The 25835-nt window shown below is 62.0% G+C and carries 28 protein-coding genes, 1 tRNA gene and 1 riboswitch; of the genes, 13 read left to right on the forward strand and 16 right to left on the reverse strand.

What is annotated here, in order from left to right; all coding sequences use genetic code 11:
- The first annotated feature begins 402 nt into the window (after window positions 1–402).
- Window positions 403–2208 carry a hypothetical protein gene (locus tag F3J19_RS32345; RefSeq protein WP_205192449.1) on the forward strand — a complete coding sequence of 602 codons (1806 nt, stop codon included), beginning with the start codon at window positions 403–405 and terminating at the stop codon, window positions 2206–2208.
- 150 nt (window positions 2209–2358) lie between these two features.
- On the opposite strand, the gene F3J19_RS00580 is transcribed toward F3J19_RS32345, so the two are convergent.
- On the reverse strand, window positions 2359–2985 hold the full coding sequence (locus F3J19_RS00580) for an alpha/beta fold hydrolase (protein WP_167036106.1): 627 nt from the start codon (window positions 2983–2985) through the stop codon (window positions 2359–2361).
- A 402-nt stretch (window positions 2986–3387) separates the two neighbouring features.
- Between F3J19_RS00580 and F3J19_RS00585 the strand changes: the two genes are divergently transcribed.
- Window positions 3388–3744, forward strand: coding sequence for an STAS/SEC14 domain-containing protein (locus F3J19_RS00585; protein ID WP_167036109.1), 357 nt, complete (start codon window positions 3388–3390; stop codon window positions 3742–3744).
- Window positions 3745–3800: 56 nt separating this feature from the next.
- On the opposite strand, the gene F3J19_RS00590 is transcribed toward F3J19_RS00585, so the two are convergent.
- Window positions 3801–4919, reverse strand: a complete 1119-nt coding sequence (locus F3J19_RS00590) for a transporter (RefSeq protein ID WP_205192451.1) — start codon at window positions 4917–4919, stop codon at window positions 3801–3803.
- 721 nt (window positions 4920–5640) lie between these two features.
- Here F3J19_RS00590 and F3J19_RS00595 point away from each other — a divergent pair.
- Both F3J19_RS00595 and F3J19_RS00600 read left to right on the forward strand, forming a co-directional pair.
- Window positions 5641–6339, forward strand: a complete 699-nt coding sequence (locus F3J19_RS00595; protein WP_345889901.1) for a helix-turn-helix domain-containing protein — start codon at window positions 5641–5643, stop codon at window positions 6337–6339.
- Window positions 6305–6868 (forward strand): hypothetical protein, encoded by a 564-nt coding sequence (locus F3J19_RS00600; protein ID WP_167036115.1) that lies wholly within the window; start codon window positions 6305–6307, stop codon window positions 6866–6868. The genes F3J19_RS00595 and F3J19_RS00600 overlap by 35 nt, the downstream gene beginning before the upstream one ends.
- Before the next feature lie 626 nt (window positions 6869–7494).
- Here F3J19_RS00600 and F3J19_RS00605 read toward each other — a convergent pair.
- The 9 genes from F3J19_RS00605 to ydfG all read right to left on the reverse strand — a co-directional run bounded on the left by F3J19_RS00605 (window position 7495) and on the right by ydfG (window position 14316).
- Window positions 7495–7570: transfer RNA gene (locus F3J19_RS00605), tRNA-Lys, on the reverse strand.
- A gap of 210 nt (window positions 7571–7780) precedes the next feature.
- Entirely contained in the window at window positions 7781–8530 is a 750-nt protein-coding gene (gene ybgF, locus F3J19_RS00610; protein ID WP_167036118.1) for a tol-pal system protein YbgF, read from the reverse strand.
- A 20-nt stretch (window positions 8531–8550) separates the two neighbouring features.
- Complete coding sequence (pal, locus tag F3J19_RS00615) at window positions 8551–9057, reverse strand: peptidoglycan-associated lipoprotein Pal (protein WP_167036121.1); 507 nt, start codon at window positions 9055–9057, stop codon at window positions 8551–8553.
- A gap of 32 nt (window positions 9058–9089) precedes the next feature.
- Window positions 9090–10382 (reverse strand): Tol-Pal system beta propeller repeat protein TolB, encoded by a 1293-nt coding sequence (gene tolB / locus F3J19_RS00620; RefSeq protein ID WP_167036124.1) that lies wholly within the window; start codon window positions 10380–10382, stop codon window positions 9090–9092.
- Between the two features lie 182 nt (window positions 10383–10564).
- A complete protein-coding gene (tolA, locus tag F3J19_RS00625) occupies window positions 10565–11578 on the reverse strand; it encodes a cell envelope integrity protein TolA (protein ID WP_167036127.1) in 1014 nt (337 codons plus the stop codon).
- Complete coding sequence (gene tolR / locus F3J19_RS00630) at window positions 11575–12021, reverse strand: protein TolR (RefSeq protein WP_167036130.1); 447 nt, start codon at window positions 12019–12021, stop codon at window positions 11575–11577. Before tolR ends, tolA begins: the two co-directional genes overlap by 4 nt.
- Window positions 12022–12031: 10 nt before the next feature.
- Window positions 12032–12709 carry a protein TolQ gene (gene tolQ, locus F3J19_RS00635; protein WP_007179119.1) on the reverse strand — a complete coding sequence of 226 codons (678 nt, stop codon included), beginning with the start codon at window positions 12707–12709 and terminating at the stop codon, window positions 12032–12034.
- A 187-nt stretch (window positions 12710–12896) separates the two neighbouring features.
- The gene (gene ybgC / locus F3J19_RS00640) at window positions 12897–13349 is read right to left on the reverse strand and encodes a tol-pal system-associated acyl-CoA thioesterase (RefSeq protein ID WP_167036909.1); all 453 of its coding nucleotides are present in this window, start codon (window positions 13347–13349) and stop codon (window positions 12897–12899) included.
- 220 nt (window positions 13350–13569) lie between these two features.
- Window positions 13570–14316, reverse strand: coding sequence for a bifunctional NADP-dependent 3-hydroxy acid dehydrogenase/3-hydroxypropionate dehydrogenase YdfG (ydfG, locus tag F3J19_RS00645; RefSeq protein WP_167036133.1), 747 nt, complete (start codon window positions 14314–14316; stop codon window positions 13570–13572).
- Window positions 14317–14563: 247 nt separating this feature from the next.
- Window positions 14564–14690, forward strand: a riboswitch (ZMP/ZTP riboswitch).
- 166 nt (window positions 14691–14856) lie between these two features.
- On the opposite strand from ydfG, the gene glyA reads away from it, so the two are divergent.
- The 7 genes from glyA to F3J19_RS00680 all read left to right on the forward strand — a co-directional run bounded on the left by glyA (window position 14857) and on the right by F3J19_RS00680 (window position 19703).
- Window positions 14857–16104, forward strand: coding sequence for a serine hydroxymethyltransferase (gene glyA, locus F3J19_RS00650; RefSeq protein WP_167036136.1), 1248 nt, complete (start codon window positions 14857–14859; stop codon window positions 16102–16104).
- 6 nt (window positions 16105–16110) lie between these two features.
- Window positions 16111–16593: a transcriptional regulator NrdR gene (gene nrdR, locus F3J19_RS00655; protein ID WP_027799387.1), complete on the forward strand. Its 483-nt coding sequence runs from the start codon at window positions 16111–16113 to the stop codon at window positions 16591–16593.
- A gap of 223 nt (window positions 16594–16816) precedes the next feature.
- A complete protein-coding gene (locus tag F3J19_RS00660) occupies window positions 16817–17383 on the forward strand; it encodes a GspH/FimT family pseudopilin (RefSeq protein WP_167036139.1) in 567 nt (188 codons plus the stop codon).
- Window positions 17380–17832: a hypothetical protein gene (locus F3J19_RS00665; RefSeq protein ID WP_167036142.1), complete on the forward strand. Its 453-nt coding sequence runs from the start codon at window positions 17380–17382 to the stop codon at window positions 17830–17832. Before F3J19_RS00660 ends, F3J19_RS00665 begins: the two co-directional genes overlap by 4 nt.
- Complete coding sequence (locus F3J19_RS00670; RefSeq protein ID WP_167036145.1) at window positions 17829–18641, forward strand: PilW family protein; 813 nt, start codon at window positions 17829–17831, stop codon at window positions 18639–18641. Before F3J19_RS00665 ends, F3J19_RS00670 begins: the two co-directional genes overlap by 4 nt.
- A 179-nt stretch (window positions 18642–18820) precedes the next feature.
- Window positions 18821–19261 (forward strand): hypothetical protein, encoded by a 441-nt coding sequence (locus tag F3J19_RS00675; RefSeq protein WP_167036912.1) that lies wholly within the window; start codon window positions 18821–18823, stop codon window positions 19259–19261.
- A gap of 10 nt (window positions 19262–19271) precedes the next feature.
- Window positions 19272–19703 carry a type IV pilin protein gene (locus F3J19_RS00680; protein ID WP_167036148.1) on the forward strand — a complete coding sequence of 144 codons (432 nt, stop codon included), beginning with the start codon at window positions 19272–19274 and terminating at the stop codon, window positions 19701–19703.
- A gap of 169 nt (window positions 19704–19872) precedes the next feature.
- Here F3J19_RS00680 and F3J19_RS00685 read toward each other — a convergent pair whose 3' ends face one another.
- From F3J19_RS00685 to F3J19_RS00695, 3 genes are all read right to left on the reverse strand, one after another.
- The gene (locus F3J19_RS00685; protein ID WP_167036151.1) at window positions 19873–20391 is read right to left on the reverse strand and encodes a DUF3318 domain-containing protein; all 519 of its coding nucleotides are present in this window, start codon (window positions 20389–20391) and stop codon (window positions 19873–19875) included.
- Between the two features lie 61 nt (window positions 20392–20452).
- Window positions 20453–20839, reverse strand: a complete 387-nt coding sequence (locus F3J19_RS00690) for a phage holin family protein (protein ID WP_167036154.1) — start codon at window positions 20837–20839, stop codon at window positions 20453–20455.
- 132 nt (window positions 20840–20971) lie between these two features.
- Complete coding sequence (locus F3J19_RS00695) at window positions 20972–21274, reverse strand: DUF883 family protein (RefSeq protein ID WP_007584918.1); 303 nt, start codon at window positions 21272–21274, stop codon at window positions 20972–20974.
- Window positions 21275–21627: 353 nt separating this feature from the next.
- Between F3J19_RS00695 and F3J19_RS00700 the strand changes: the two genes are divergently transcribed.
- Window positions 21628–22266, forward strand: a complete 639-nt coding sequence (locus F3J19_RS00700) for a peroxiredoxin (RefSeq protein WP_167036157.1) — start codon at window positions 21628–21630, stop codon at window positions 22264–22266.
- Window positions 22267–22472: 206 nt separating this feature from the next.
- Here F3J19_RS00700 and F3J19_RS00705 read toward each other — a convergent pair whose 3' ends face one another.
- A complete protein-coding gene (locus F3J19_RS00705) occupies window positions 22473–23663 on the reverse strand; it encodes an acyl-CoA dehydrogenase (RefSeq protein WP_167036160.1) in 1191 nt (396 codons plus the stop codon).
- Between the two features lie 94 nt (window positions 23664–23757).
- On the opposite strand from F3J19_RS00705, the gene F3J19_RS00710 reads away from it, so the two are divergent.
- Window positions 23758–24543, forward strand: a complete 786-nt coding sequence (locus tag F3J19_RS00710; protein ID WP_167036163.1) for an IclR family transcriptional regulator — start codon at window positions 23758–23760, stop codon at window positions 24541–24543.
- Between the two features lie 123 nt (window positions 24544–24666).
- Here the strand turns inward: F3J19_RS00710 and F3J19_RS00715 are convergent, their stop codons facing one another.
- Window positions 24667–25500, reverse strand: coding sequence for an EAL domain-containing protein (locus F3J19_RS00715; protein ID WP_167036166.1), 834 nt, complete (start codon window positions 25498–25500; stop codon window positions 24667–24669).
- Window positions 25501–25835: the final 335 nt, after the last annotated feature.

Consider the following 25835-nt stretch of genomic DNA (forward strand, 5'->3'; position numbering starts at 1 on the left):
ATCCCTTTCCTTACACGGGCATCGAATTAATTAAAAAGGAACGTAATTTTTCCGCCACGGCTGTTTCATCATTGAGAACGAGAATCTGCTGCCGCGGCGGGTTGCCAGTAAGTACTGAATGGCTTTTGCCCGCGCGAACGGGGAGTGCTGGCGGCATCGGTACGCAATCGCCGCATGCTGCACGCTGCACGACAGCGGACGCCACTTCACCTGGGCCGCAGCGTGGCTGGATATCAAATCGCACAAAGCCAGCGCTGCCGCTCTGCTACCTGACATTTTTATTTCGACATGGGTCCGTGCCTTGAGCAGATCAGGACGCATCGAATCGAGCGTTGCCGGCACGGACAGGCAATGGACTGATCCATGACAAGTTTAATGAAATTTTTCTGAGGGGATGTGTCAATGAAATTGAAAGCAATACTAAAGAAAGAAATCCTGATCCTAGGCTGCCTCGCGCTTGCCGCGTGCGGCGGTGGCGGGAATTCCGGCGCGTCCGCACCGTCGGGTGCTTCCACGCCGTCAGGTGCGTCTACCCCGTCGGGTGCTTCCACGCCGACGGGCGCCTCCGCACCGACGGGCGCTTCCACGCCGGTCGTAACCCCGGCCAGCCTGACGTGGTCGGTCGACTCCGGTACGACCGTGACGCAGGCACAGATCGCCGTGAGCCCGTCCATCGGCTCGGGTGCCGGCGGTACGCCGTTCACGCTGGCGGCTCTCGCGGCCGACCCCAACAACACGCAGACCGTCGTGAGCGCGTCCAACCCGTTCCAGGCCAACGGCAACGTGCCGGATACGGCCTATGGGCTTTGCAACTACACGGCCTCGGCGGCACGCCTGTACTACGGCGGCACGACCGCCACCACGAACCCGCTGAACAGCTCGACGACGCCGTTCAATACGCCGACCGCCAAATCGGCCTTCAGCACGAGCGCGACCTATCCGTTCGTGAACATGGCGCCGTTCTATTTCCCGCTGACGTACACGTCGAACGTGACGTCGACCGGCAACGTCAACGCCTCGGCAACGCCGATCATCGGCCTGTTCGACTGGCGTCCCGAGTACATGGACGAAGGCCTGGTGGCGGCCGAATCCGACGACAACGGCAAGACGTGGTACTTCATGCAGAACACGCTGGAGCTGGCCGCGGGCAATAACGTTTGCCCCGCCACGCTGCAAAGCGACAACTCCGCGACGACGGCCGGCGACGGCTGGGGCCACGCCACGATCATGCAGTTGCCGGGCTCGAATGCGAAGACCGGCGGCCAGATGCTGTACATGCTCAATCGTGCTCCGGCGGCTGTGGACGTTGCGCCGCTCAACGTGATCCAGCTGACCAACGTATCGCCGAAATTCCCGATTCAGAACACGAACGCCACGACGGTCGGCTCGCAGGACATCAACGCGATTCAAACCGCGCTGACGAATACGCCGGGCACGACGTCTCCGGTCGTCGTGCAGCAGACGGTCGGTCTCCTGAACCCCGACGGCATTCTGGCCGTGGTTCCGAATACCACGCCGGGCACGCCCACCACGGTTCTGTACGTGCAGAAGATCCTGAACGGCGACAACACCGGAAGCACCGCTCTGCCGGCTGTGCAGCAGTGCGCCAAGGCCCCGTTCAGCGGCAAGACCAACCATGACATCACGTATGTTCGGCTTGCCACGACGACAGACGGCGTTCACTTCACCGATGAAGGTGCGGTCAATGGCCTGAACGACCCGACCACGGTCGACTACAACGGAACCCGTTGGGTGACGCCGCGCGGCACGCTGATCGACATCAACGGTGACGGCAGCCGCTGGGGCCTGCTGTTCTCGGCAGGCAACTGTCTCGATGCGGACTCCGATGCGTTCCACTACATCGGGTACGCGGAATCGAGCGACCTGAAGAACTGGACCGTCTATAACGACATCAACCATCCGATCGCGTCGATCAACACGATCACCGCGAAGAACCAGGGTGGCAATCAGTCGACGGTGACGATTCCGGCCAATCCGCCGCTGATCCCGACGCAGTCGTGGTTTGCCCAGCGCGTGTACGCACCGTCGGGCATCCAGATCGATCCGACGCACCTGAGCGTGACCTTTGCGGGTTATGGCGTGCAGTCGCCGAAGACCGACCTGCTGAACTACCGTCAGATCGGCAACATCGTGCTGACGGCCAGCAAGGCGCTGCCGAAGGCGCCGAACAACATCAACAACCAGTAAGCGTTGATCTTGCGTAGTACAGACGGTATGCGGTAGCCGTCTGCGGTTTCTCCCGGGCCGTACGTGCCCGAGGGAGCCGAAAGCAGAACCTGAGCGCCACCTGCCTTGACCGGCCAGGTGGCGCTTTGCTTTATGCGTATGGTTGGTGGTTCATGTTTGCGATAGGTGGGCGTCGACAAGAGGGGCCAACTGCGGCGCGTACTCATGTGCCAGATCGTGGTTGCCACCTGCGACGACATGCAAGCGTGCGTCAGGAAGCAGTTCGAGAAGCCGCCGGCCAACCGCGACTGGACTGATTGGATCGGCATCTCCCCAAAGCAGAAGAACCGGCTGCGCGATGCGGCGCAGTTCGTGCGTCAGGTCGGCCTTGAAGGATGTGAACCAGTCGGGGAAAGGCGGATTTGCATTGCTCAATCCACTTCGCCAATCCGTGGCGCCCAGTGCCTGGGTGTCGATTCCGCCGGAAGTTACCGTCAGAACCAGATGAGTGACCAGGTCGGGCTTGGCCAGCGCCGCGCGGATTGCGATCACACCACCCATCGATTGGGCGATCAGGGCGGTGGGTTGGTCGATCTGGTCGACGACCATCCGAAGCAGGTCGTCGATGTCGTTGACGTCGGGCGCAGCGGGCTCCTGGCCGAACCCGGGATACGCGACGATGACTTTTCTGGCGGGGTTCGTCAGGCGATTCGCGAGTGGCTGCCAGAATGCGGTGTTGCCGGATGCGCCTGGCAGGAAGAGTAATTTTGAGGGGGTGCGCGTGTACTGATTCTTCATTGCTTATGGGATGCCGATTGCGCGTATGGACGTTGTGGATGTTGCCAGCGCGAGGAGAACGATTGTCGATGATCCCGATGTTGATGTCGACCGGTCGCTCCTCGCCGACAATACGCTTTCACTAACCGTTCGCACGTTTGTTCGGCGTCAACGGCGGTTATGTCGCTTCATATTTCGATAGGTACGACCGACCATGACGCGACGCTCGACGTGCGGCACCCAATGTCCGCAAGCGTGTGTGCAAGGGGTGTTTGCAACGCACACGCGCCGACAGGCGTCGGAGCGACACGTCGTGCTCGCAGCCTAACCGGTCGCATGGAAAGGGGTACCATGAGGAAGTTATCGAACGCCAGGTTCATCCGTACCTGAGCGTATAACGTCTCCCTGACCAGGAGTCCTGCCATGATCCTCTATCACACCGTACCCGATTCCCCGGTTATCGAAATCTCAGTCGAAGGCAAAATCACCGACCACGAACTGCGCGAAGCCATCGAGCGCATGCGTGGTGATCTTGAACTGAACGGTAAGACCCGCGTGCTCGAACGCATTGAGCATTTCAGTGGCATCGAGCCGAAGGCGCTATGGACCGATATGACGCTCGGTGTCTCCGTTGCCCGCAAGGTCACGCGTGCCGCCGTGGTGGCCGATGCGGGCTGGATTCGCGCTGCGATGCATCTGGCGCGGTTTTTTACGAAGGCTGAAATCAAGGCATTTCACGTCAACGAACTGGAGCAGGCGCGGGCCTGGATCAACGCCTGAACGTCGTTGACAACCGATCGCATCGACGAATGAAGACGACAGTGAATCAATGAGACTTACCGTTCGAGCAGTTTGAAGAACGGCGACGCGATAATGAGTAGTCCAAACGCGAAAACTATCCACCAGGCCGGTGTTCTGAGGTGTGCGAGAGCAGGAACGCGACGCACGAGATAGCACGGAATCAGACAGGCTACGATGCCAAACACCGGCACAGTAAGCTGCATCAGCATCATCGTCGAAATATTGAGCTTTACCCAGAAGGTCAGAAAGCAGACCGTACCGATAGCAATCGCAAACGGCACTAACCGGTTGAAACGGTCACTACGGACCATGAATCTATCGACGATGTTGGTGACAATGCCACGCACGGCGTCGTGGAAACCGAGGTAGATCCCGAAGAAGGCCGTGAAGATTGCCAGAACATTCAGAATCGTAGCCAGAATCCGGACTGTTTCACCTCTCATGACTCTGGCGGCAAGCGCCAGTGAAGAGATGTTGTGCGTCATCGCGTAGACCGCATCCTCGTGGTGTGTCGCCAGCATAAAGGACAGCGCAAAAAACACCACGCAAGTTACGAGGATAAAGTAGGCATATCGGCATGCACGAAGCGACCGATAGTTGGCAATTTCACGCTTTCCTTCCAGTTTCCGGTACGCGACGTTCATCGGATTCAACACATGAACGTAGATGATCGAGAGCATGGCCCAAGGCAAGGTGAGCAGCACGTCAACCATGAACGACGAAATCTCCGGAAAGTGACCGAGTGCGAGGTGAGACACATTCCAGTAAGGCATCATCGACAAACCGAGAAACACAATGATGCCCAGCTTCGAAACAATCATAGGCCCGGAGATACGGAACAGGAGTCGCTCTCCGCGCGACGCGATCAACACAAGCGTAATGATGATCGCACCGATGTACCACGTATGATCGCCGAGTGACGCGGCCGTCAGCTTGTATGTCTGAAGATAGGATGCGCTATCTCTTGTGATAGCCGAGGAATACGCGAGCATTCCCTTCAGCAGCATCAGAAAATAGGCAACGCCCATGAAGCCAGCCCAGTTTTTGCCGAGGTATTGCGTGATGATGTCGTTGTAATCGTCGCACGCTTCGGTATGCGCCAGCGACTGAAGGTACAGTCGAGCCTGAAGGTACGTCGCAGGATAAGCGATCACCAACGCCGTCAAAGACCTGGATCGGCAGAAAAATGATCCCAGACCCGATCGCCATCCCGATGCACATCACAACCCAGCCGGCGTCATATCGCGTGAAGGGGACCGTGGGCTGCCCGGTTGCTTCGGGCAGGCAAGTTGGCAGCGTGTCGGCAGCGTTTTTCATCGAATCTCCCGGATTTTTTTCTCTTCAATATCGTTCGCCACGCGGCTCATCACATAAAAGCTTCGCGCCACGTCGATACGCCACGGCGCCGCGACTGCATTGTCTGGGGGGCAACACGGAGTCGTGTCGTTCCTTATGCCAGTTAGCTTCCCGAAAAGAACCGTCGAGTTGATGCATCTCCTGGCTCGCATTATCGGAGCGCGCGCGGCTCCAAAAAAAGTGTTTCGCTGATTGGAACGTGCAAATGGTTGGGGCCGATTGGCAGGCAGTAGCCGGCAGATTCGCGTGCGGGTATCCGGAGCACCGGTCTCTCGGGATGGTCACGACGAACCATATAGCAGTGGGCGGTGATGACAATTCAGAGTAGAGTGGGCAGCTATCGAAATCGGTCCACCTGTCCGAATCGCTTCCATACCCAAATTGTCCTCAAAGCCAAATTCCCAGAGCCCTCGGCTCGCAGGACCGGATGGTCTCGCGGACGCCTTAAGCGACCGACAGTTCTCGACAAACCTTGCCCGAGGTCTCGATGTACTGCGAGCTTTCACTGCCGCCGAGCCCGTGCTGACCAACCGGGCGCTTTCTGATCGTACCGGGCTACCGAAAGCGACTGTTTCGCGACTCACGTACACGCTCACGCTGTACGGATATCTGGTTCAGGAGGAGTCCGGAGCTTACCGCCTGGGAACAGGTTTCCTCGCACTCAGTCATCCCATTCTGGCGAGCTTGCCGGTACGACAACTCGCGCGCCCATTCCTGCAGGCACTCGCCGATCAAACAGGATTTACTGTAAATCTCGCTATGCGCGAGCGTGTGAAGGCAATCTACATCGATACTGTTCGCGCTGATCTTTTCAATCCCTACCTTCCCGATATCGGACGCGTCAGCCCTCTTCTGCAGAGTGCAATCGGACGCGCACTCATATTCGGTCATCCTTCGGCGGAAAAAGAACGTCTGCTCAATCGGATCAAGGTGGGCGACCCAGAGAACTTCGAGGCAGGCCTTTCACTTCTCAAGGATGACGAAGCATTGTTCGCCAGGACTGGTTATTGTCGCGCACGAGGACCGTGGCTTTCCGATATCGATGCGATAGCCGTGCCACTTCCACTGCCGGGCCGGATGAGCCCTGTCGCGATCAATTGTTCGGTTGCGATGTCCGCACCTCACGTCGCGCGACTGGTTGAGGCTGTCGATGCGCTCAAGGACACCGCACGGCAAATCGGCGATGCTTGCAGCCGCGCGAGACCTGAAAGACTCTGATCTTTCCCTAGCCTGCTTGCGACGCAACCTGCTCCAGGATCGAACCGCTCGAAACCTGAACCTCGAAGTATTCGACCTTTGGATCGAAGGAGTCGAGAAGCTTTTGGGTGCTCTCTTTTACGACTGCCTCGTGAATGTCGTCGCGGCGCGCAAACTGACGTACCGCATCCATATCGCGCCAGTAGCTCATGAACAGGATTTCGTATTTCTCGCCGATCTGTTTGGCCGACATGCTCGCGCCGATGTGACCGTCGAGCTTTTTCATTTCCTGGAACGTGTTGCGCGCGAGGTGTGCTCCGTATGTGTCGACAACCTGCTGGTTAGCGGCAATGGCGCGCCAGGTTCGGATAATCATGATCGGTCCTTTCTGGTGTGGTTGCGGAGAAATCTTGATCGATTGATGCCGTCGATCAGGGCTTATGCGGTCGTCGGAAGCAACATTCTCTCGTTCATCGCCTGGCGTATTTCTACGTCAAACATATCCGGCGCCGGATTTCCGTGGATGAATCCAATGATCGTCGGATTTTGAGTAATGGAAGCGGGCCGATGATCGGCGATCTTTCAGGCGACTGGAAGCGGTCTGCGAAGCATTTCATTTCTCCGAATGTCTCGCAAAGCAACCGTGATACAGGATGATAAGTCCCGGTTCACCTCGTAGATTTTTTGATTCGCAGAGTGAAACGGTGAGCCGTTCCAACCTGATTAGACACTCTGTATCAGGACCAACATCTACTGCCTGTCGATACCCGGGCTGAATTGCGGTTACGACAGGCGCGATTACGCGAAGATTTACCAACGCTATAAGTCTTGAGTTTGCATGCGAATCCTCGTGATCCGGAAAACCCACTTGGGAAAATCTGCATGACAGAGGGGGCTGCGGCGCCAGATTATCCGTCTGCTATAACGGGCTTCGTCGTTTCGATCAGGTACTTGCAGACGCCGTCGAACCTGTGAGGGAAGCCTCACGGAAAGCGAGCGGCATGATTGTCGTCGGCCTGCCACGGAAATCTGGGGTGCGGTAAATGGGCGAGCTAGCCGTTTGATTGCAGATTGCTCTGTTGCACCCAAAGGGAAGGAGGGTAGACCTTGTGTAGACCAAGGGCAGACTACAAAAGGAAAGGGGCTACGCCAGATGACGTAACCCCTTGATTTTCTTGGTAGGCCGTACGGGATTCGAACCTGTGACCAACGGATTAAAAGTCCGCTGCTCTACCAGCTGAGCTAACGACCCAAAAGAGAAACGGGATTATATCGGCGAGCCTATAACCTGTCAACCCGACATACCCGCCACGTTATCGGCGTTTCCCTGAAGAACGGGAAATCGCGAACGTCAAAATGAAAGGCCCGGATATCGCTATCCGGGCCTTTCAGCGAGAGGCGCGCGTGGCTATGACATCGGACACTGCGCGTACTGCCAACGACTCAATCAGTTCCGCTGCCGCTACTTGATCTGCGACAGCTTGCTCTGCGCCGACTGCGCGACGTCCGAGCCGCCGTATTGCGCGACGATCTGCTCGAGGGTCTTCCTGGCCGCGGCCTTCTGACCTTGTTCGAGCTGATTGTTCGCAATCGCGAGCAGCGCTTCAGGCGCGCGCGGATGCTGCGGGTAATTCTTCACCACACCCTGCCAGACGGCCGTCGAACCCTTGTAGTCGCGCAGCGCATACAGCGCATTGCCGAGCCAGTACTGCGCGGTCGGCTGATAGGGGCTCGACGGATATTTGGAGATGAAGCTGCGGAACGACGCGGCCGCATTCTTGAAATCGCCGCTGCGGAATTGCTGTGAAGCCGCGTTGAACGCATCGGTTTCACCCGGCTGAACTTCGCCCTGGACGCCGTCCACCGTCTGTTGCTGCGGCTCGAATTTCTTCAGGCGCGTGTCGAGATCGGTGTAGTAGTCCTTCTGCTGTTTTTGCAGCATGCCGAGCTGGTTCGCCATGTCCTCGTTCTGCCCGCGCAGCGTCGCGACCTGCTGGTTCAACTGGTCGAGACGGTTGGACTGATCGAGGATCGTGCGCTGCGCCGCTGACAGCTGACTCGACAGGCTATCGGTCTTCGAGCGCAGATCGAGAATGGCCTGGCGGGCCTGATCGTCGTCGAAGATGCCCGCATGAGCGGGCACGGCCGCGAGGGCCGTGCCTGCGACGCAGGCCGCTGCGGCAAGCCGCAGCCAGGAGAAACGATGCGTCATTCGGCTCATTACCTGTTGACTTACTGTTGATACACGAGGTCGGCGCGGCGGTTCTGTGCCCACGACGCTTCGTCATGACCCGTCGCCATCGGCTTTTCCTTGCCGAGGCTCACGGCTTCCATTTGCGAATCCGCGACGCCCATCAGCGACAGCGAACGGCGCACGGCTTCAGCACGCTTCTGGCCGAGTGCCAGGTTGTACTCGCTCGTGCCGCGCTCGTCGGTGTTGCCCTGGATCAGCACGTGACGTTGCGGATGGCTCTTCAGGTACTGAGCGTGTTGCTGAAGCAGCGTCTGATAGTCGTCCTTGACCGAGTAGCTGTCGAAGTCGAAGTAGATGCTGCGCTTGGCGAGCGGGCTGTTCGGATCGTTGAGCGGATCGACGTTGACGGTTGCAACGTCGTTCGGGTTCGGCTGAGCCGAGCCCGCACCCTTGTTGGCGTTTTCGTCGAGCTTGACGCCCGAGTGACACGCGGCCAGCGCGCCGACCATGACGACGGCGAATGCGAAACGAAGTTTGGACATCATTTGATTACTCTCCTTGTGTTATTGCATCAACGTTATTGCATAAACGGGCCCCAGGACGGTTCGCGTACGCTACCACCCTGAACGGACAGGACCTGCCGGGTACGACCGTCGGTCGATACTGCGGCCAACACGCCACGGCCGTTCACCTGAGTGGCGTAAAGAATGTACTGACCGTTCGCCGCGAAGCTCGGCGATTCGTCATGTGTCGTGTCCGTCAGGCCCGTGGCGGTTCCGCCTTGCAGGTCCTGGAGATACAGCTTGAATGCACCGCCGACGCGCGAGATGTAGGCAAGCTGCTTGCCGTCAGGACTCACTCGCGGGCTGGTGTTGTAGCTGCCCGTAAACGTGACGCGTTGCGCGGAACCCGCGCTTTCGCCTTGTGCCGGCATTTTGTAGATCTGCGGCGAGCCGCCGCGGTCGCTCGTGAAATAGATCCACTGGCCGTCAGGAGAGTAGGTCGGCTCGGTGTCGATCGAGCTGCCTTGCGTGAGACGCCGCAGGCCACTGCCATCGGCATTGACCGCGAAAATCTGCGTATTGCCGGTGCGCGACAGCGCGACGGCGAGCGTGCGCCCGTCCGGCGACCAGGCCGGCGCGCTGTTGTTGCCCTTCTGGTCCGATACGACGATACGCCGGCCCGTGGGCAGGTCGTGGATGTAGACGATCGGCTTTTTCTTTTCGAACGACACGTAGGCGACCTTGGTGCCGTCCGGCGACCAGGCCGGCGAGATGATCGGCTCGGGGCTCGACAGCGCGATATGCGCGTCCTGGCCGTCCGAATCGGAAATCTGCAACTGGTAGCGGTTGCCCGACTTGATGACGTACGACAGGCGCGTCGCGAACACGCCGCGATTGCCCATCAGCTTCGCGTAGATGTAGTCGGCGACCTTGTGCGCGCTCATGCGCAGACCGCTTGCCGGGCTTACGAGCACGAGGCCGCCGAGGCTTTCGCCCTTGACCGTGTCGTACAGCTTGAAGCGCACTTCGTACTGGCCGTTCGGCAGGCGGTTCACGCTGCCCGCGACGAACGCGTTGGCGTCCTTGGCCTTCCAGGCGCCGAGATCGACCGAATCGGTCTCCGACACCGGCGTCGAGCCTGCGTCGACATTCGTGAATTTGCCGCTGCGTTGCAGGTCCTGGCGCACGATTGCGCTGACCTGCTGCGGGGAGTTCGCTTCATTGGCGAAATTCGCCGTTGCGATCGGAAACTGGGTGGATCCGACGCCCGTCACGAGGACGTTGAGTTGTGCATTGGCGGCGCCGCCGACGGTGATCAGGCACGTTGCCACGAGCGTTCGCAGGCCTAGCTTGGTCATCAAACTCATGCTGTATGGATTCCTCAAAACGGTTTTACTAATACTTCACGACAGCAGACAGACCGGAAAACAGCTAATTCGTTCCCGAGGTGGCCGTGCGCCATAGCACGGCTTTTGTCCTCAATTGACTGCAACTTAGCCGTAAATCGACTGCTAGCCAGCTGTCAAACTTCTGCGAATCGACCCGCAAGTCAGCCCGCAGGGCGCAACGTTATCAGGAAGCTTTCCGGCGTTTTGCCGTTGACGTCCAGAGGCATCGGATCCGAGCGCTGCACGGCCCGCAACGCGGCGGCGTCCCATGCGGCGTTGCCGCTACTGCGCGAGACCGTCGCGCTCAGCAAGGTGCCGGTCGGCGAACAGCGCACGGAGATGACGGTTTCGAGGCCTTCCGTTTCGCCGCCCCACGAAATGTTCGGGCGCACGACGCGGCGGACCTTGTCCGCATAACCCGGCGATGCCGCATTGCCTCCCGAGCCGCTGCCAGTACCGCTCTTGCCGAGCCCGTTGCCCGACGAACCCGTGGGGCCCGCCATGCCCTGCATCTGCGCAAGTCGCGCGCGTCGTTCCGAGTCGAGCTGTTTCTTCGCCTGCGCGGCGGCATCGGCCTGCGCCTTGGCCTTCGCCGCTTTCTCGGCGTCAGCCTTCTTCTGCGCCTCCGCCTGAGCCTGCTTCTGTTGCTGCTCCTGCTGTTCTTTCAGTTGCTGCTGCTTTTGCTGCTCGGCGAGCTGCTGTTGCTTGAGCCTGTCGGCCTGCTGCTGCTGCTGTTGCTGCTTGAGCTTCGCGGCCTTCTGGGCGGCGAGTTGAGCGGCCTGCTCGGCCGCCAGTTCCTGCTGGCGTTTCGCGTCCGCTTCCTGCTGCTCTTTCAGCTTCTGCTGACGCTGCTGCTCGGCCAGTTGCGCCGCGCGCGCTGCTTCCTGCTGCTGGCGTTTCTTTTCCTGCAGGGCGATGTCGGCCTGCTCGTCGCGCACGGGCGGGGCAGGGGCGACCGGCGCGGGCGGCGGCGGAACGGGACGCGGAATCGCCGAGTCCGGCACCTCGGTCCACAGTTCCGCTTCCGCGCCTTCGGGCGTGCTGTTCTGCCACTGGATGCCGTGGTACAGGAAGAACCCGAGCAGCGCATGCATCACCAGCGCGAACGCAAAGGCTCGCCCGGTGCCGCGTTCACGCGGTGGCTGGAGCGGGTATTCGGAATTCTTGCGGATCATTGCGATTTGACGAGCAATCCAACGCGCTTGACGCCCTGAGCCTTCAGCTCGGACATCACGTTCATCACGGCTTCATACTTCACGGTTTTGTCGGCGGCGATCACGACGGGCTGGTCCGGGTGCGATTGCGCGCGATCGGCGATGAAGCCGTTGAGGCCGGCCTTCGTCATGTCTTCCTGCTGCTGCGTGCCGGCGTCGTCCTTGTACTTGACGCTCATGTTGCCGTCCGCGCGGATGTTGACGATCACGGGCGGGGTTTGCTGCTGCGGCGCGGCGCCGCCGACGGTCGGCAGATTGACGATCGACGGCGCGACGAGCGGTGCCGTGACCATGAAGATCACGAGCAGCACGAGCATCACGTCGATGTACGGCACGACGTTGATGTCGGCCATCGCGCGGCGCTGACGCGAGCCGCGCATGCTGGAGGAGCGGGAGCCTGCCATCGTGGCCTCCTTACTGTGCCTGGCGCTGCAGAATGTTCGAGAACTCTTCGATGAAGGTTTCGAAACGGATCGCCAGACGGTCGATGTCGTGCGCGTAGCGGTTGTAGGCAACCACGGCCGGAATTGCGGCGAACAGGCCGATCGCGGTGGCGGTCAGCGCCTCGGCGATGCCCGGCGCGACGTTCGCGAGCGTGGCCTGCTGCACGTTGGCGAGGCCGCGGAACGCATTCATGATCCCCCACACCGTACCGAACAGACCGATATACGGGCTGACCGAACCGACCGAGGCGAGGAACGCGAGGTTCGCCTCGAGCACGTCCATTTCGCGCTGGAACGCCGCGCGCATCGCACGCCGGGCGCCGTCGAGAATCGCGCCCGGATCGTTCAGGCGTTTTTCCTTGCCCTTCAGGAATTCGCGCATGCCGGACTCGAAAATCCGCTCGAGCGCACCGATCGTGTGACGGTTGTTCGCGGCGCTCTGATACAGCGCCTGCAGGTCGCCGCCTGACCAGAAATCACGCTCGAAGCGTTCAGTTTGCGCGCGCGCCCGGCGAATCGCAAACCACTTGCGGAAGATGAAAGTCCATGACAGCAGCGAGAGCAACAGCAGCAGAGCCATGACCGCCTGGGCCAGCAGGCTCGCGTTGAGTACGAGTGAAACGATCGACAGATCTTGTGTAGTGTTCATAAAGGTTCGTTTTAACGTCCCGGGAAGGGGGCGTCCGGCTGCAAGGCCGCCTCAAGCTTGCCGTGAACAGAACGGAAGCTTCGGCGATATCGAAGCCGAACCATGCTTTGTGTTGCCTGATCGGTATGAGTTCACTGGCCCCGTATCAACGAGGCTCGGTCATCGTCCGTTGACACGCCGGCGCTGCTCAATGCATATCTGGCCCGCGCCGCAGCGCGGCGAGAACCGGGGCGGGGATCGCCGCCGGCCGCAGCGCGTCGCGGTCCACGCAGCCGATCCGGATCGAACCGGCGACTAGCAGCGTGCCTTCGCGCCATGCTTCCTGCGCGAAATCCACCGAAGCTCTGCCAAGACGCTCGATCCGGCTGACAATTTTCACGATGTCGTCGAGCCGGGCCGGAGCCCGGTAGTCGACTGCGGTGCTGCGCACGATGAAAATCGCCCCCGTTTCTTCCGCAAGCCGATGCTGGTCGACGCCGCACGCGCGCAGCCATTCGGTGCGCGCCCGTTCGAAAAATTTCAGGTAATTGGCGTAAAACACGATGCCGCCCGCATCGGTATCTTCGTAGTACACGCGGATGGGCCATGTGTAGCCGCTTTCCATGCCAGGCTGGCTGGTCGACATATTCATGCGGCGCATTTTACCGGAACGCATACTGCGGGTCTGTTTCAAAATGTGCGTTTTGTCCGGCGTGCTCCGGCCGCGCGTGCGGCCGGGTTTGGCGCACGCCCGAGCGCCCATTCGAGGGCCGTCCGGCAGGGCGAGCCAAAGGGTAGCCGAGGGGCCACCCAGGAACCCGACGGGACCACTGGGCGCGGTTTGCCCACCGCTCGCCGGGCCGACGACCCTCGTGGTGCGGTCAGCCGCGATGCACGGTCAGTCCGCCGAACGACTGCGCGACCGGCATCAGCTCGATCGTATTGATGTTGACGTGGGCGGGGCGCGTGGCGATCCAGTAGATCGAATCGGCGATGTCCTCGGCGGTCAGCGGCTGGACGTTTTCGTAGACCTTGGCGGCCTTGTCGTCGTCGCCGCGATAGCGCACGTTAGAGAATTCGGTGCCGCCGCACAGGCCCGGTTCGATGTCGGTCACGCGCAGCGCGGTGCCGGCGAGATCGGCGCGCAGGTTCAGGCTGAACTGGCGCACGAACGCCTTGGTCGCGCCGTACACGTTGCCGCCCGCGTACGGCCAGCTGCCCGCGATCGAGCCCAGATTGAAGATATGACCGCGATTGCGCTCGACCATGCCGGGCAGGAGCGCATGCGTAACCTGCACGAGGCCCGTGCAGTTGGTCTCGATCATGGTGTTCCATTCGTCGAGGCTGGCCTTGTGCGCGGGCTCGGTGCCGAGCGCGAGGCCGGCGTTGTTGACGAGCACGTCGAGCGCGGCGAATTCGGCCGGCAGCGAGGCGGGCACGGCTTCGACGGCGGCGCGGTCGCGCACGTCGAGTTCATATGGCAGCAGCGCGTCGCCGAGTTCGTCGGCGAGTGCCTGCAGACGGTCTTTGCGGCGAGCGGTAGCGACGACGCGATGGCCGCCCTTGACGAAGGCACGAGCGATGGCGGCGCCGAAGCCTGCCGACGCACCGGTAACGAACACGATCATTGCAATTCCCTGGTCGATAAGAGACAAAGGCCCCAAGCCTACTTGCAATGCGGCGCTGCGGCAAGGATGAACGAGCCGCATCGGCAGCCGTGGCAGCGGCGTTTGGCGGATATTCGGCGCGGCTGCCCGGCTTTCGTCAGACCTGTGCGCGAGACGCGGCGCTGGGCGCCCGAAAGCCCCGCCAGCGGGCGCTGGAGCGCCGGAAAGCCGGTTGCCTATTCGGGCCTCTTCCAATACACTAACGCGCTCGACCCTGCGTGACTGGCGATAGAACCGAGTCAGCCGACTCAGCCGATTCAACCAATCGGGTTCAAGGTGGAACAACCCACCGTGAAGCGCAGGGTGCCGTTTTGCCGTTCGCCTGGGCAGCCGTGATCCGCGCGCATCGATTTGCGCTGACGGTGGTTGGCCTGCCTCGCGTGTGCGGCGACTCCCCCCTCGCCACGTCTGGGCTGGCATGGCCGCCAGCAGCGCTGCGTACCCTCTACGCAAGATTCGGCGCACGATCCGGTCAACCTGAACACACTCAACGGAATCCGTATGTTTGACAGAGCCCAAAGCACCATCGCCAACGTCGATCCTGAACTCTGGAAGGTCATCGAGCAGGAAAACCGCCGTCAGGAAGAGCACATCGAACTGATCGCGTCGGAAAACTACACCTCGCCCGCGGTCATGGCCGCACAGGGCTCGCAACTCACGAACAAGTACGCCGAAGGGTATCCGGGCAAGCGCTACTACGGCGGCTGCGAATATGTGGACGTGGTGGAGCAGCTGGCGATCGACCGCGTGAAGCAGCTGTTCGGCGCGGAAGCCGCCAACGTGCAGCCGAACTCCGGTTCGCAGGCCAATCAGGGCGTGTTCTTCGCCATGCTCAAGCCGGGCGACACGATCATGGGCATGAGCCTCGCGCATGGTGGCCACCTCACGCACGGTTCGCCCGTCAACATGTCGGGCAAGTGGTTCAACGTGGTCAGCTACGGCCTGAACGAAGCCGAAGACATCGACTACGACGCGGCCGAAAAGCTCGCGCAGGAACACAAGCCGAAGCTCATCGTGGCGGGCGCGTCCGCGTTCGCGCTGCGCATCGATTTCGAGCGCCTCGCGAAGATAGCGAAGTCGGTCGGCGCGTACCTGATGGTCGACATGGCGCACTACGCCGGGCTGATCGCTGCGGGCGTCTACCCGAACCCGGTGCCGCACGCCGACTTCGTCACGACCACCACGCACAAGAGCCTGCGCGGCCCGCGCGGCGGCGTGATCCTGATGAAGGCCGAGTTCGAGAAGCAGATCAACTCGGCCATCTTCCCGGGCATCCAGGGCGGTCCGCTCATGCACGTGATCGCCGCCAAGGCCGTCGCGTTCAAGGAAGCGCTGTCGCCGGAGTTCAAGGCGTATCAGCAGCAGGTCGTCGAGAACGCGCGTGTGCTCGCCGAAACGCTGGTCAGGCGCGGTCTGCGTATCGTCTCGGGCCGCACGGAAAGCCACGTGATGCTGGTTGACCTGCGCGCGAAGAAGATCACCGGCAAGGCGGCGGAAGCGGCGCTCGGTGCCGCGCATATCACGGTCAACAAGAACGCGATCCCGAACGATCCGGAAAAGCCGTTCGTGACCTCGGGCGTGCGCCTCGGTTCGCCGGCGATGACCACGCGCGGCTTCGGCGTGAAGGAAGCCGAGCAGGTCGGCAACCTGATCGCCGACGTGCTGGACAACCCGGAAGACGCCGCGACGATCGAACGCGTGCGTGGGCAGGTCGCCGAGTTGACCCAGCGTTTCCCGGTCTACCGCTAAGCCGCCATGCATTGCCCCTTCTGCCGCCACGCCGATACGCAGGTCGTCGACTCGCGCGTATCCGAAGACGGCGCGACGATTCGCCGGCGCCGCCGCTGCCCGGCCTGCGACAAGCGTTTTACGACGTATGAGCGAGTCGAGCTGGCGTTGCCGTCGGTCGTCAAGAAGGATGGCAGCCGCACGGAGTTCGATCGCCGCAAGATCGTCGCGAGCATGCAACTGGCGCTGCGCAAGCGCCCGGTTGCGGCGGACGCGATCGACGCGGCGGTCGCCCGCATCGAGTATCAACTGCTCGGCAGCGGCGAGCGCGAGGTGCGCAGCGAGCGTCTCGGCGAACTCGTGATGAACGAGTTGCGTGCGCTCGACACGATCGCCTATGTCCGTTTTGCTTCGGTGTACCGGCGCTTCGAAGACGTCTCCGAATTCGAGGACGTGATCGAGGAATTCCGCCGCGCCTCCTCTCCTCCCAAGCCTTCCCGCAAGCGCTGAGCGCAGGCGTGCCGCGCGTTGTTCGCGGGCATTCACGCGGGTATTCGCATTCATTGTTTCGCGCTTTTCGCGCGTCTTTTCACGCATCGCTACCTCGCTCGATGATGGTTCGTCGCGGGTATTGTTGTCTGCCATAGCGTCCGAATACCACCTGGCCATTCGGCCGATTGCTGGGCGCTCGGCAAATCGCTAGATTGGCTGCATCCGTTCGAAACGCTCAGGGATGCAGATGAAATGCAATGCGATTTGCCGGCCGTCGCGCGCCGGTTTCACACTCGTCGAAACGCTGGCCGTGATAGCGCTGCTGGCCGTCATCGCGGTGATGGCGACGCCAGCGTTCGTTGCGTGGCATGTGCGCGATCAGGTCGACGCCCGCGCCCGGGCTTTGCTGTCGACCTTCGCCTATGCACGCAGCGAGGCGTTGCGCCGCGGTACGCGCGTGACCGTCTGCAGGACCAATGCGGCGCGCGCCTGCCTTGCCGCCGGGCAACCATGCGGCGACGCGATTGCCGACTGGGCCTGCGGCTGGGCCGTGCTCGCCGAGCGTGGCGGCAAGCTCTCGCTGCTGCGAGCGCAACCGTCGCTTGCGGCAGTGAGCATCACGGGCGTGCAAACGGACCTGACGTTCACGCCACCCGCCGGCCAACTGATCGGCGCATTCCGAAACTTCGATATTGCGCCGCGAAGTCCATCCAAAGCGATGCAGGGGACTATGTGGCGACGCTGCATCCGCATTGCGTCGGGCGGTCGCGCGCGGATTTCCGAAGGCGCGTGTGGAGCGACGTCATGATGCGAAGCGCGCCGAATACCCGTTTGCGTCGATTTGTGCCGGCTTGCGCAGGTAGTTCGCTAATCGAAGTGATGCTGGCGGTCGCATTGATCGCGGTGAGCGCATTGGGTTTGATCGCGGGTCAGCTGTGGATCGCGCGCGAAGCCCGCGCGATGACGATGCGAGAAAACGCTGCATGGATCGCCGATTCGGTCGTCGAAGCGTTGGCGGTGCCCCCGGCAAGCGATGCCGCGCTAAACCAATGGAGCGCCCGTGCAGGCGTTGTCTTGCCGCATGGCGAAGCGTCGCTGGCAGAGAATGGTGCAGTTGCGGCGGCGCGCGTGACCTGGGGCGCCGTGCACGACATGCCCGGCGCGGGTGACGTCGACGTGATCGACAAACCGGAGTCTTGCGGTGGCGTGGCGGTTCCCGCAGGCACTTCCTGCGTTGCATTGGCGTTCGTGAAATGAGGCGGCGACTTGTAGCTCGTGGTCACACGCTTATCGAGTTCGTGATTGCGATGGCACTCGGATTGATCGTGACTGCGGGCGCCGTTTCGCTCTACACGACGCAGCGCAATGCGTTCGAGCGCGCGAGCAATGCGATGCGGATTCGCGAAGCCGGTTTGACCACGCTGATGCTGATTGGCCAGCAATTGCAGATAGCCGGTTTCGTTCCCGCGGACGTCGTCGGCTACGCGGCGCCGCCTGCATTGTTCGGCTGCTCGGGAGGTCGTCCGACGGGTGCCGACAACAGTCCCGGCTGCACGACATTGAGCACGGGTTCGGACGGCGTTGCGATCCGTTACGTTGGCGATGCCGTGTCCACGTGGCCGTCTTCGAGCGGAGAGATAACCGATTGCGTGGGGCAAGCGGTAAAGAGCAGCGATGCGGCGCTCGGCACTCAGGGTGTGCCGGTCGTCAATCGCTACTTTGCCAACGTCAGTGGCTCGACCGGCGAGCCGGAGCTTTACTGCGAGGGCAATGGCAATGCGGGCACCGCGCAGCCGCTGGTGGAAGGCGTCGAGCGCGTGCGGTTGCGCTACTGGCTGGCCGGCGCGCTGGATGCGATCAATGCGTCGGCGGTGCCGGCGGATCAATGGGGCAACGTCGTCGCGGTGGATCTTTGCGTGCTCGTGCGTGGTGCGCCGCAAGGGCAGCGTGCGCGCTATGTCGATTGCGACGGCGTGAGCACGCTCGGCGCCGATTTGCGGCCGCGACAGGCGTTTTCGCGTCGCGTTGCGCTACGCAATCGCGTGGAGGCGGGGGCTGCATCGTGATGGTCCACGAGAAATCGACGTGGTCGAGTGATGGCCCTGGCTGGCACCGCCAGTGCCGCATGCAGTGCATGAAGTTGGGATACCCAGGCAAATTCAATGGTCCGTCCGGTTGGCTCGCCCATGCATCGTGCGTTCGCCAACGCGGCGTCGTCTTGCCGATCGTGCTGCTGATTGCCGCGATGATGCTGGCCACGTCCGCAATCTGGTTCGAAACATCGCTCGCGTCGGCGCGTGCGGCGACCAATGTACGCGATTATTTGCAGGCTTTTCATGCGGCGGATTCGGCGTTGACTTTGTGTGAGCGCAACGTCCTTGCAATGGGTGTCGATGCGAACATACCGCCGCCGCTCGCGGCGGGCGAGCCGGTCCAATGGAAGCTTGCAACCGCGTTCGAAGCCGGCGCTGTGACGCCTGTCGCGCAATGGCCGGAGGCGCAGGCGCCGCAGTGTCTCGTCGAGGCCTGGCGTCTTGCCAGCCGGGCGAATGCCACCGCGTATCTGCTGAGCGCGCGTGGCTTCGGCCACACGAGTGAATCGCAGGTCTGGCTGCAACTGGAACTGGTGGTCGAGGACGGCGCTATCGAGCGTCATTGGCGGCGTGTTGCCGCGAGGCCATTCTGATGGGAGGTGCATGACGAAATCGACTGCATCGGCATTCACGCTGCTCGAACTGATGATCGCGCTGGCGATAACCGCGACGCTCGCCGTGTTTGCGATTCCTTCGTACCGCAGCCATATTGCGCGAACGCATCGGGTCGATGCGGCGTCCGCGTTGTATCGCGCGGCGCAATTCGTCGAGGGCGCGGCGAGCGACAGCGTGCCGACATTGCCCGCGGGATTCGATCAGGCGCCGCAATCCGGCACGGCGATCTATCGCCTGCACGTATTGCCTGGGGACGACACGAACGGCGGCTATGCGATCGAAGCGGCACCGGTGGATGCCGGGCCGATGCGTGACGATCCCTGCGGCACGTTCACGCTCGATGCGATGGGGCAGCGCGGCAACAGAAACGAGGCGGGCGGTTCGACGCCGGCCAATAGCGAGTGCTGGAATACGTCGTAGCCTGGCGTGAGGCGGATATGCGGTGCGACGCAAAGCGCGCTTTGCTCGATACTCGCCATGCAGCCGCACGAACGCGAACTAGCGCAAACACACGCGGAAAAACTCGCGTTCAACGCATCGCAACGCACTACAACGTATTCGCATTGCAACGCATCCGCATTACACCGTATCAATACCCGCTTTCGGCCGAATCGGCCTTCTCCGCAGCAGACTCTCCCGTCGCTGCCGTAGCCGTCTGGGCCGCCGCCTTCGCCGACGAATCGTTCTTCATCTGCTGCCAGATGCGAAACGCTTCCCACGCGGCGAGCGCCACGCCGCCCCATTTGAGCGCGGGTTTGGCGCTTGCCATGACGGTCGCGCGCAGCGGCTTGGCGAGCAGCATCGAGATGATCGAGCTGACGAACGGGTACTGCTTCAGAAGCGCGCCGAGGGTGCCCGCGTTGAGCACGCTCCCCTTCGATCCACGGCCCATGCGCGCGCCGCCGAAGCCCGGAACGATGAACTTGAGCCAACTGAAGTGCGTGACCGCCTGGCGCAATTCGATGGTGGCCTGCGCGAGTTCGACGCGCTCCACGTCTGCGCGCACGAGCAGCAGTTCCTTGCGCAGCGCGCGCAGATGCGGCGCGCTCAAGTCCTTCGACGGATGGCGCGGGTGACGGAATGCGGTATCGGGACGGGGCTGGTTCATGGCGTGTCGGGGCGTGACGGCGGCAGTGAGGGAGAGGGCGATCGGCGTCAGGCGAACGACGTCACGGCTTGCGAAACGCGTCGCGGTCTTTTTCGAACTCTGCGAGGGTGGCTTCGAACACCATGGGCGCGTTGCGCAAACCGCTGCGTGCTTTCAGCGCGCATACGAGGCCGGCAATCGCGTAAACCGCGGTGATGCCGCCGAGCGCCTGCAGGCGGTAGGTGTCCCAGAAGGCGATGGCGATCAGCGCGGTCAGGGCGATCAGTGCCATCGTGGCGAGCATCATCGCGGCAAGGCCGAGAAACAGCACGCCTAGCAGACGGTCTTTTTCCTCGGCGAGTTCGATGCCCACCAGTTCGAGCCGCGTCTGCAGAATGGTAAACACGGAACTGAGAATGCGGCGCAACGGACTATGCTCTGCGCGCTGCGATTGGGTTTCGGTCGTCATGGCTGTGGGCGTTGCTGGTGAGGGCCTCGCTGGCGCGCACGCGCGCCAGAACAAGCGGACCGGCGAGGCTTGCGCCGGTCCGCCCGGTTTGCCGGTGCGCCGGACGTGCCTGCTCCGGCGGCCGCACCGGGCTTACTTGCGATTGATCAGCAAGCCGACCAGCACGCCGACACCGGCTGCGATGCCGATGGACGCCCACGGATGCTCGTGCACGTAGTCGTCGGTGGCGCGCGCGGCTTTCTTGCCTTTTTCGACCACGACGACCTGTACGTCGGCCGCCTTTTCCTTGGCCTGCTTCAGGCGCGACAGCGCGGTTTCGCGCAGTTCCGAAGCGCGCTCGCCAGTGGCGCTCGCAGCCTGCTTCAGCAGGTCCTCAGCGTCCGCGAGGACGGTTTTGATATCCGACATCAATCTCTCCTTGTTGACTTCCGACATTGACAGCTCCCCTTTGTCTCACGCCACGCGTGAATCGTAACCAAAGAAACGGCCGCTGGCGAGCGCAGTGCCCGGTTGTTCCAGGCCGACGCATGAACCGTTCCCGATACCGCAAAGCACAATGACACTCGTTTGAGGGCAGTCTGCTCCAGATCGGCATCAGATGGAGTTGATCTGTCCCGCAAAGTTTCCCTGAAATAGGAGAAAATTACAAAAATGCATAAAGTAGTGACGCGATGTTGGTTCGTCATATACCGTCGCTGCCGTATGCTTTAACGTTGCGGGGCGCCGCGGGCAACGGCTTGCGTGCAACACGTCCGGATACTTTCCGAAAACCTATGAGGAGATGCACTATGAGTCTACGTCTTGGCGACATCGCGCCCGATTTCGAGCAGGAGTCGAGTGTCGGCCGGATCCGGTTTCATGAATGGCTCGGCAATAGCTGGGGCGTGCTGTTTTCGCACCCGGCCGATTTCACGCCGGTCTGCACGACCGAACTGGGCCTGACCGCGAAGCTCGCGAGCGAGTTCGAAAAGCGCGATGTGAAGACGATCGCGTTGTCGGTCGACAGCGCGGAGTCGCACAAGGAGTGGATCAAGGACATCAACGAGACGCAGGCGGCGAGCGTCGGCTTTCCGATTCTCGCGGACGGCGATCGCAAGGTTGCCGAGCTGTACGACATGATCCACCCGAACGCGAACGAAACGCTCACGGTCCGCTCGCTCTTCGTGATCGATCCGAAAAAGAAGGTGCGTCTCATCATCACGTACCCGGCGAGCACCGGCCGCAATTTCGACGAAGTGCTGCGCGTGATCGACTCGCTGCAACTGACCGACAGTCACTCGGTGGCGACGCCGGGCAACTGGAAGCAGGGCGATGACGTCGTGATCGTCCCGTCGCTGAAGGACGAGGAAGTCATCAAGCAGAAATTCCCGAAGGGCTACAAGGCGTTGCGTCCGTATCTGCGCATGACGCCGCAGCCGGACCGGTAAGCGGTGGGCTGAAGCATAGTGAGGCGGGCTCGACGCGCGCTTCGCTATGTCTTGAGTAGCACGCGCTTGAGGCCGCACAAAAACAGAAAGCCGGTTCGTAAGAACCGGCTTTCTGTTTTGGGCGATGGATCGTGGATCGCCACCCACCGCGCGAGTCAACACAACACACCCGGGACACGCCCGGTACATCGACCGGGCAGCGAAAATCAGAAAAACGCCTGAATACCCGTTTGCGCGCGGCCGAGAATCAGCGCGTGCACATCGTGCGTGCCTTCATAGGTGTTCACGACTTCGAGGTTCACGAGGTGGCGCGCGATGCCGAACTCGTCCGAGATGCCATTGCCGCCAAGCATGTCGCGCGCGAGGCGGGCGATGTCGAGCGCCTTGCCGCACGAATTGCGCTTCATGATCGAGGTGATTTCGACGGCCGCCGTGCCTTCGTCCTTCATGCGGCCAAGGCGCAGCACGCCTTGCAGGCCGAGCGTGATTTCGGTCTGCATGTCGGCGAGCTTTTTCTGGATCAGCTGGTTCGCGGCGAGCGGCCGGCCGAACTGCTTGCGATCGAGCACGTATTGACGCGCGGTGTGCCAGCACGCTTCAGCCGCGCCGAGCGCTCCCCAGGCGATGCCGTAGCGCGCCGAATTCAGGCACGTGAACGGGCCGCGCAGGCCGCTCACACCGGGCATGATGTTCTCTTCCGGCACGAACACTTCGTCGAGCACGATTTCGCCGGTGATCGAGGCGCGCAAGCCTACCTTGCCGTGGATCGCCGGTGCCGACAGACCTTTCCAGCCCTTCTCGAGAATGAAGCCGCGGATGCTGTCCTTGCCGTTTTCCTCGAGCTTCGCCCATACGACGAACACGTCGGCGATCGGCGAATTGGTGATCCACATCTTCGAGCCCGACAGCGAATAGCCGCCGTCGGCCTTCTTCGCGCGCGTGACCATGCTGCCCGGATCGGAGCCGTGATTCGGCTCGGTCAGCCCGAAGCAGCCGATCCACTCGCCGCGCGCGAGCTTCGGCAGATATTTTTCCTTCTGCGCGTCCGAGCCGAATTCGTAGATCGGCACCATTACGAGCGACGATTGCACCGACATCATCGAGCGGTAGCCGGAATCGACGCGCTCCACTTCGCGCGCGATCAGGCCGTACGCGACGTAGTTCAGGCCGGGGCCGCCGTATTGCTCGGGGATCGTCGGGCCGAGCAGACCGAGTTCGCCCATTTCGCGAAAGATCTCGACATCGGTCTTCTCGTGGCGGAACGCTTCGAGCACGCGCGGCAGCAGCTTGTCCTGCGAGTACGCCGCGGCGGCATCGCGCACCATGCGTTCGTCTTCGGTGAGCTGCTGATCCAGCAGCAACGGGTCTTCCCAGTGAAACTGCGCGGCGACGGCCATGACGTATCTCCTGATTTTTCGCCCGGAACGAGCTTGACTCAAGTTCCGTCTCGCGAAACAATGTTTTGCAAACGACGCCCGAGTGTATCACCCTATGACGCTGCCTTCCACTTTCTCCGCACCGCTCGACGAGCGCAAATTCGTCGTGGCGCTGGCGCGCGGGCTCGACCTGCTGCGCGCGTTCCGGCCTGGCGAGACGATGCTCGGCAACCGCGATTTCGTCGAACGCACGGGGTTGCCGAAGGCGACCGTCAATCGCCTCGCGTACACGCTGACCGTGCTCGGCTATTTGCGGCTCGACGAAACGCACGGCAAATATGCGCTCGACGCGGGCGTGCTGTCACTTGGTTTTGCGCTGCTGGCGAGCACCGATACGCTCGAACTCGCGCGTCCACATATGCGCGCGTTCGCGCGCGAGGTCGGCGCGGCGGTGTCGCTCGGTTGCCGCGACGGGCTCGACATGATCTATCTCGAGACGATCCGCAGCGAGACCGCGCTGACGCTCGGGCTTGCCTCGGGCTCGAAGCTGTCGATGCTGACGAGCTCGATGGGCCGCGCCTATCTCGCCGTGCAGCCGCCCGACGCACGCAGGGCGCTGATCGCCGAACTGAGGAAGGCGGCGGGCAAGGCCGGTGCGCTGCGGGTTGCCGAGGCCGAAAAGGAAATCGCCGCGTTCGCGGCCGAGCGCTGCTGCTATTCGTTTCGCGCGTGGCACGACGACGTCAACGCGGTCGCGGTGCCGTTTCGCGAGCCGCGCGAGGGGCGCTGGCTCGTGCTCAGTTGCAGCGGGCCGGCTTCGTCGATGGGGGAGGAGGTGTTTCGCGAGAACGTCGCGCCGCGCCTGAAGGCGCTTGCGCGGCGACTAGGCGAGCCGGGCTGAAAAAGGGCTGACGAGGCAAGCGGGCGATGGGCCAATGGACCGTCGGACCGTTGCATTGGGCCAATAAGGCAACGGGTCGATAGCGCGGCGCGAACCCGCGCCGCATGAACGCGCCGGAAAAACTCACGCCGCCCGGTCGTGATAATGCGCGTTGAACAACGGCCCCTGCACGAAGCGCACGTCGTACTGCTGCAACGCGACGAACTGCGCTTCATCCACCACACGATTGAAAATCAGCGGCACATGCAGGCGGTTCGCATAGCCGACCAGCGGCTTGACCGTCGCATCGCGCAACGCGACGCCCGCATCCATCTTGATGAAGTCGAGCCGCGCCGTTTCCGACACCGACAGGATCTGCCCCGCGTTCGACAGATTGCCCGCCACCTTGAAACCGTAATGCTGATAGCTGCGCGTCAGGTAGCCGAGGAAGGTCTTGTGTGCGACCGCGGCCGCCGGCAACTCGATCACGATGCGCGCCGGACTCAATCCGAACGACGTCAGCACGTTCGAAAAATGCTGGCCGTGATCGTATTTCACGCTCTTGAGCAGCCGCTCGTGCACGCGCAGAAACAGCAGCCCATGCCGTTGGGCGCCAAAGAAATTGATCGCATGCAGCGCGCGCGACATGCGATCGAGCGCGACCAGTTGCTGATCGTCGGCGATCCGGTCGAAGGGATCGAAGACGTCGGACGGCGGCGTGTCGAGCCGGTGCGTGACGGCCTGAAAGCCGAGTTCGTCGCCGAAGCGGTCGACGCCTTCCGCGCCGCATGACAGCGACTGCGCGAGCGCATGCACGCTGATGTCGAAGATCGGCTCGTAGGCGCTCGCGAGTTCGAGGCCGTCGCAGCGTGCGAGCGCGATGCCGTCGTGCGCGCCGTCCCCCATCGCCAGATACTTGCCGAGAAACGGATGGTGGGTGGCGCGGGCGACGAGATCGGGGATGGTCGGCGGAATCATGAAATGGGATCAAGGGCAACGATGGATGCCGCGCCCGCCGCGTGGCGATGCGAAGCGCGACACAAAACGCGACGCAATGGGCGCATGGTTCGATGGTAGCAGTCCGCGCCGCGCGCACATGAACAAAATGCTCATAACGATATTGGCCGGACGCCTGTCCGCGCGGGCTTCACCGGGCGGTACGGCGCGCGGGAAGCGGCTCTGGCGCCAGTTCGGGGACAGATTGCCCGATCGGCCTCCAGGGTATACGTTATTTTCACTATTCATAATTCGTTTTACTATTCGTAAATTAAAGGGCGGCTGCGACGGTCGGGAACGTTGACACCGAGCCGGAT

The sequence above is a fragment of the Burkholderia sp. Ax-1724 genome (genome assembly GCF_011752995.1).
Taxonomy (GTDB): Bacteria; Pseudomonadota; Gammaproteobacteria; order Burkholderiales; family Burkholderiaceae; genus Paraburkholderia.

Excerpts from the sequence above, each read along its gene's own strand:
- F3J19_RS32345 (WP_205192449.1), top strand. The coding sequence starts at position 403 with ATGAAATTGAAAGCAATACTAAAGAAAGAAATCCTGATCCTAGGCTGC.
- F3J19_RS00580 (WP_167036106.1), bottom strand. The coding sequence starts at position 2,985 with ATGAAGAATCAGTACACGCGCACCCCCTCAAAATTACTCTTCCTGCCA.
- F3J19_RS00585 (WP_167036109.1), top strand. The coding sequence starts at position 3,388 with ATGATCCTCTATCACACCGTACCCGATTCCCCGGTTATCGAAATCTCA.
- F3J19_RS00600 (WP_167036115.1), top strand. The coding sequence starts at position 6,305 with ATGCTTGCAGCCGCGCGAGACCTGAAAGACTCTGATCTTTCCCTAGCC.
- ybgF (WP_167036118.1), bottom strand. The coding sequence starts at position 8,530 with ATGACGCATCGTTTCTCCTGGCTGCGGCTTGCCGCAGCGGCCTGCGTC.
- pal (WP_167036121.1), bottom strand. The coding sequence starts at position 9,057 with ATGATGTCCAAACTTCGTTTCGCATTCGCCGTCGTCATGGTCGGCGCG.
- tolB (WP_167036124.1), bottom strand. The coding sequence starts at position 10,382 with ATGAGTTTGATGACCAAGCTAGGCCTGCGAACGCTCGTGGCAACGTGC.
- tolA (WP_167036127.1), bottom strand. The coding sequence starts at position 11,578 with ATGATCCGCAAGAATTCCGAATACCCGCTCCAGCCACCGCGTGAACGC.
- tolR (WP_167036130.1), bottom strand. The coding sequence starts at position 12,021 with ATGGCAGGCTCCCGCTCCTCCAGCATGCGCGGCTCGCGTCAGCGCCGC.
- tolQ (WP_007179119.1), bottom strand. The coding sequence starts at position 12,709 with ATGAACACTACACAAGATCTGTCGATCGTTTCACTCGTACTCAACGCG.
- ybgC (WP_167036909.1), bottom strand. The coding sequence starts at position 13,349 with ATGCGCCGCATGAATATGTCGACCAGCCAGCCTGGCATGGAAAGCGGC.
- ydfG (WP_167036133.1), bottom strand. The coding sequence starts at position 14,316 with ATGATCGTGTTCGTTACCGGTGCGTCGGCAGGCTTCGGCGCCGCCATC.
- glyA (WP_167036136.1), top strand. The coding sequence starts at position 14,857 with ATGTTTGACAGAGCCCAAAGCACCATCGCCAACGTCGATCCTGAACTC.
- nrdR (WP_027799387.1), top strand. The coding sequence starts at position 16,111 with ATGCATTGCCCCTTCTGCCGCCACGCCGATACGCAGGTCGTCGACTCG.
- F3J19_RS00660 (WP_167036139.1), top strand. The coding sequence starts at position 16,817 with ATGCAGATGAAATGCAATGCGATTTGCCGGCCGTCGCGCGCCGGTTTC.
- F3J19_RS00665 (WP_167036142.1), top strand. The coding sequence starts at position 17,380 with ATGATGCGAAGCGCGCCGAATACCCGTTTGCGTCGATTTGTGCCGGCT.
- F3J19_RS00670 (WP_167036145.1), top strand. The coding sequence starts at position 17,829 with ATGAGGCGGCGACTTGTAGCTCGTGGTCACACGCTTATCGAGTTCGTG.
- F3J19_RS00675 (WP_167036912.1), top strand. The coding sequence starts at position 18,821 with ATGATGCTGGCCACGTCCGCAATCTGGTTCGAAACATCGCTCGCGTCG.
- F3J19_RS00680 (WP_167036148.1), top strand. The coding sequence starts at position 19,272 with ATGACGAAATCGACTGCATCGGCATTCACGCTGCTCGAACTGATGATC.
- F3J19_RS00685 (WP_167036151.1), bottom strand. The coding sequence starts at position 20,391 with ATGAACCAGCCCCGTCCCGATACCGCATTCCGTCACCCGCGCCATCCG.
- F3J19_RS00690 (WP_167036154.1), bottom strand. The coding sequence starts at position 20,839 with ATGACGACCGAAACCCAATCGCAGCGCGCAGAGCATAGTCCGTTGCGC.
- F3J19_RS00695 (WP_007584918.1), bottom strand. The coding sequence starts at position 21,274 with ATGTCGGAAGTCAACAAGGAGAGATTGATGTCGGATATCAAAACCGTC.
- F3J19_RS00700 (WP_167036157.1), top strand. The coding sequence starts at position 21,628 with ATGAGTCTACGTCTTGGCGACATCGCGCCCGATTTCGAGCAGGAGTCG.
- F3J19_RS00705 (WP_167036160.1), bottom strand. The coding sequence starts at position 23,663 with ATGGCCGTCGCCGCGCAGTTTCACTGGGAAGACCCGTTGCTGCTGGAT.
- F3J19_RS00710 (WP_167036163.1), top strand. The coding sequence starts at position 23,758 with ATGACGCTGCCTTCCACTTTCTCCGCACCGCTCGACGAGCGCAAATTC.
- F3J19_RS00715 (WP_167036166.1), bottom strand. The coding sequence starts at position 25,500 with ATGATTCCGCCGACCATCCCCGATCTCGTCGCCCGCGCCACCCACCAT.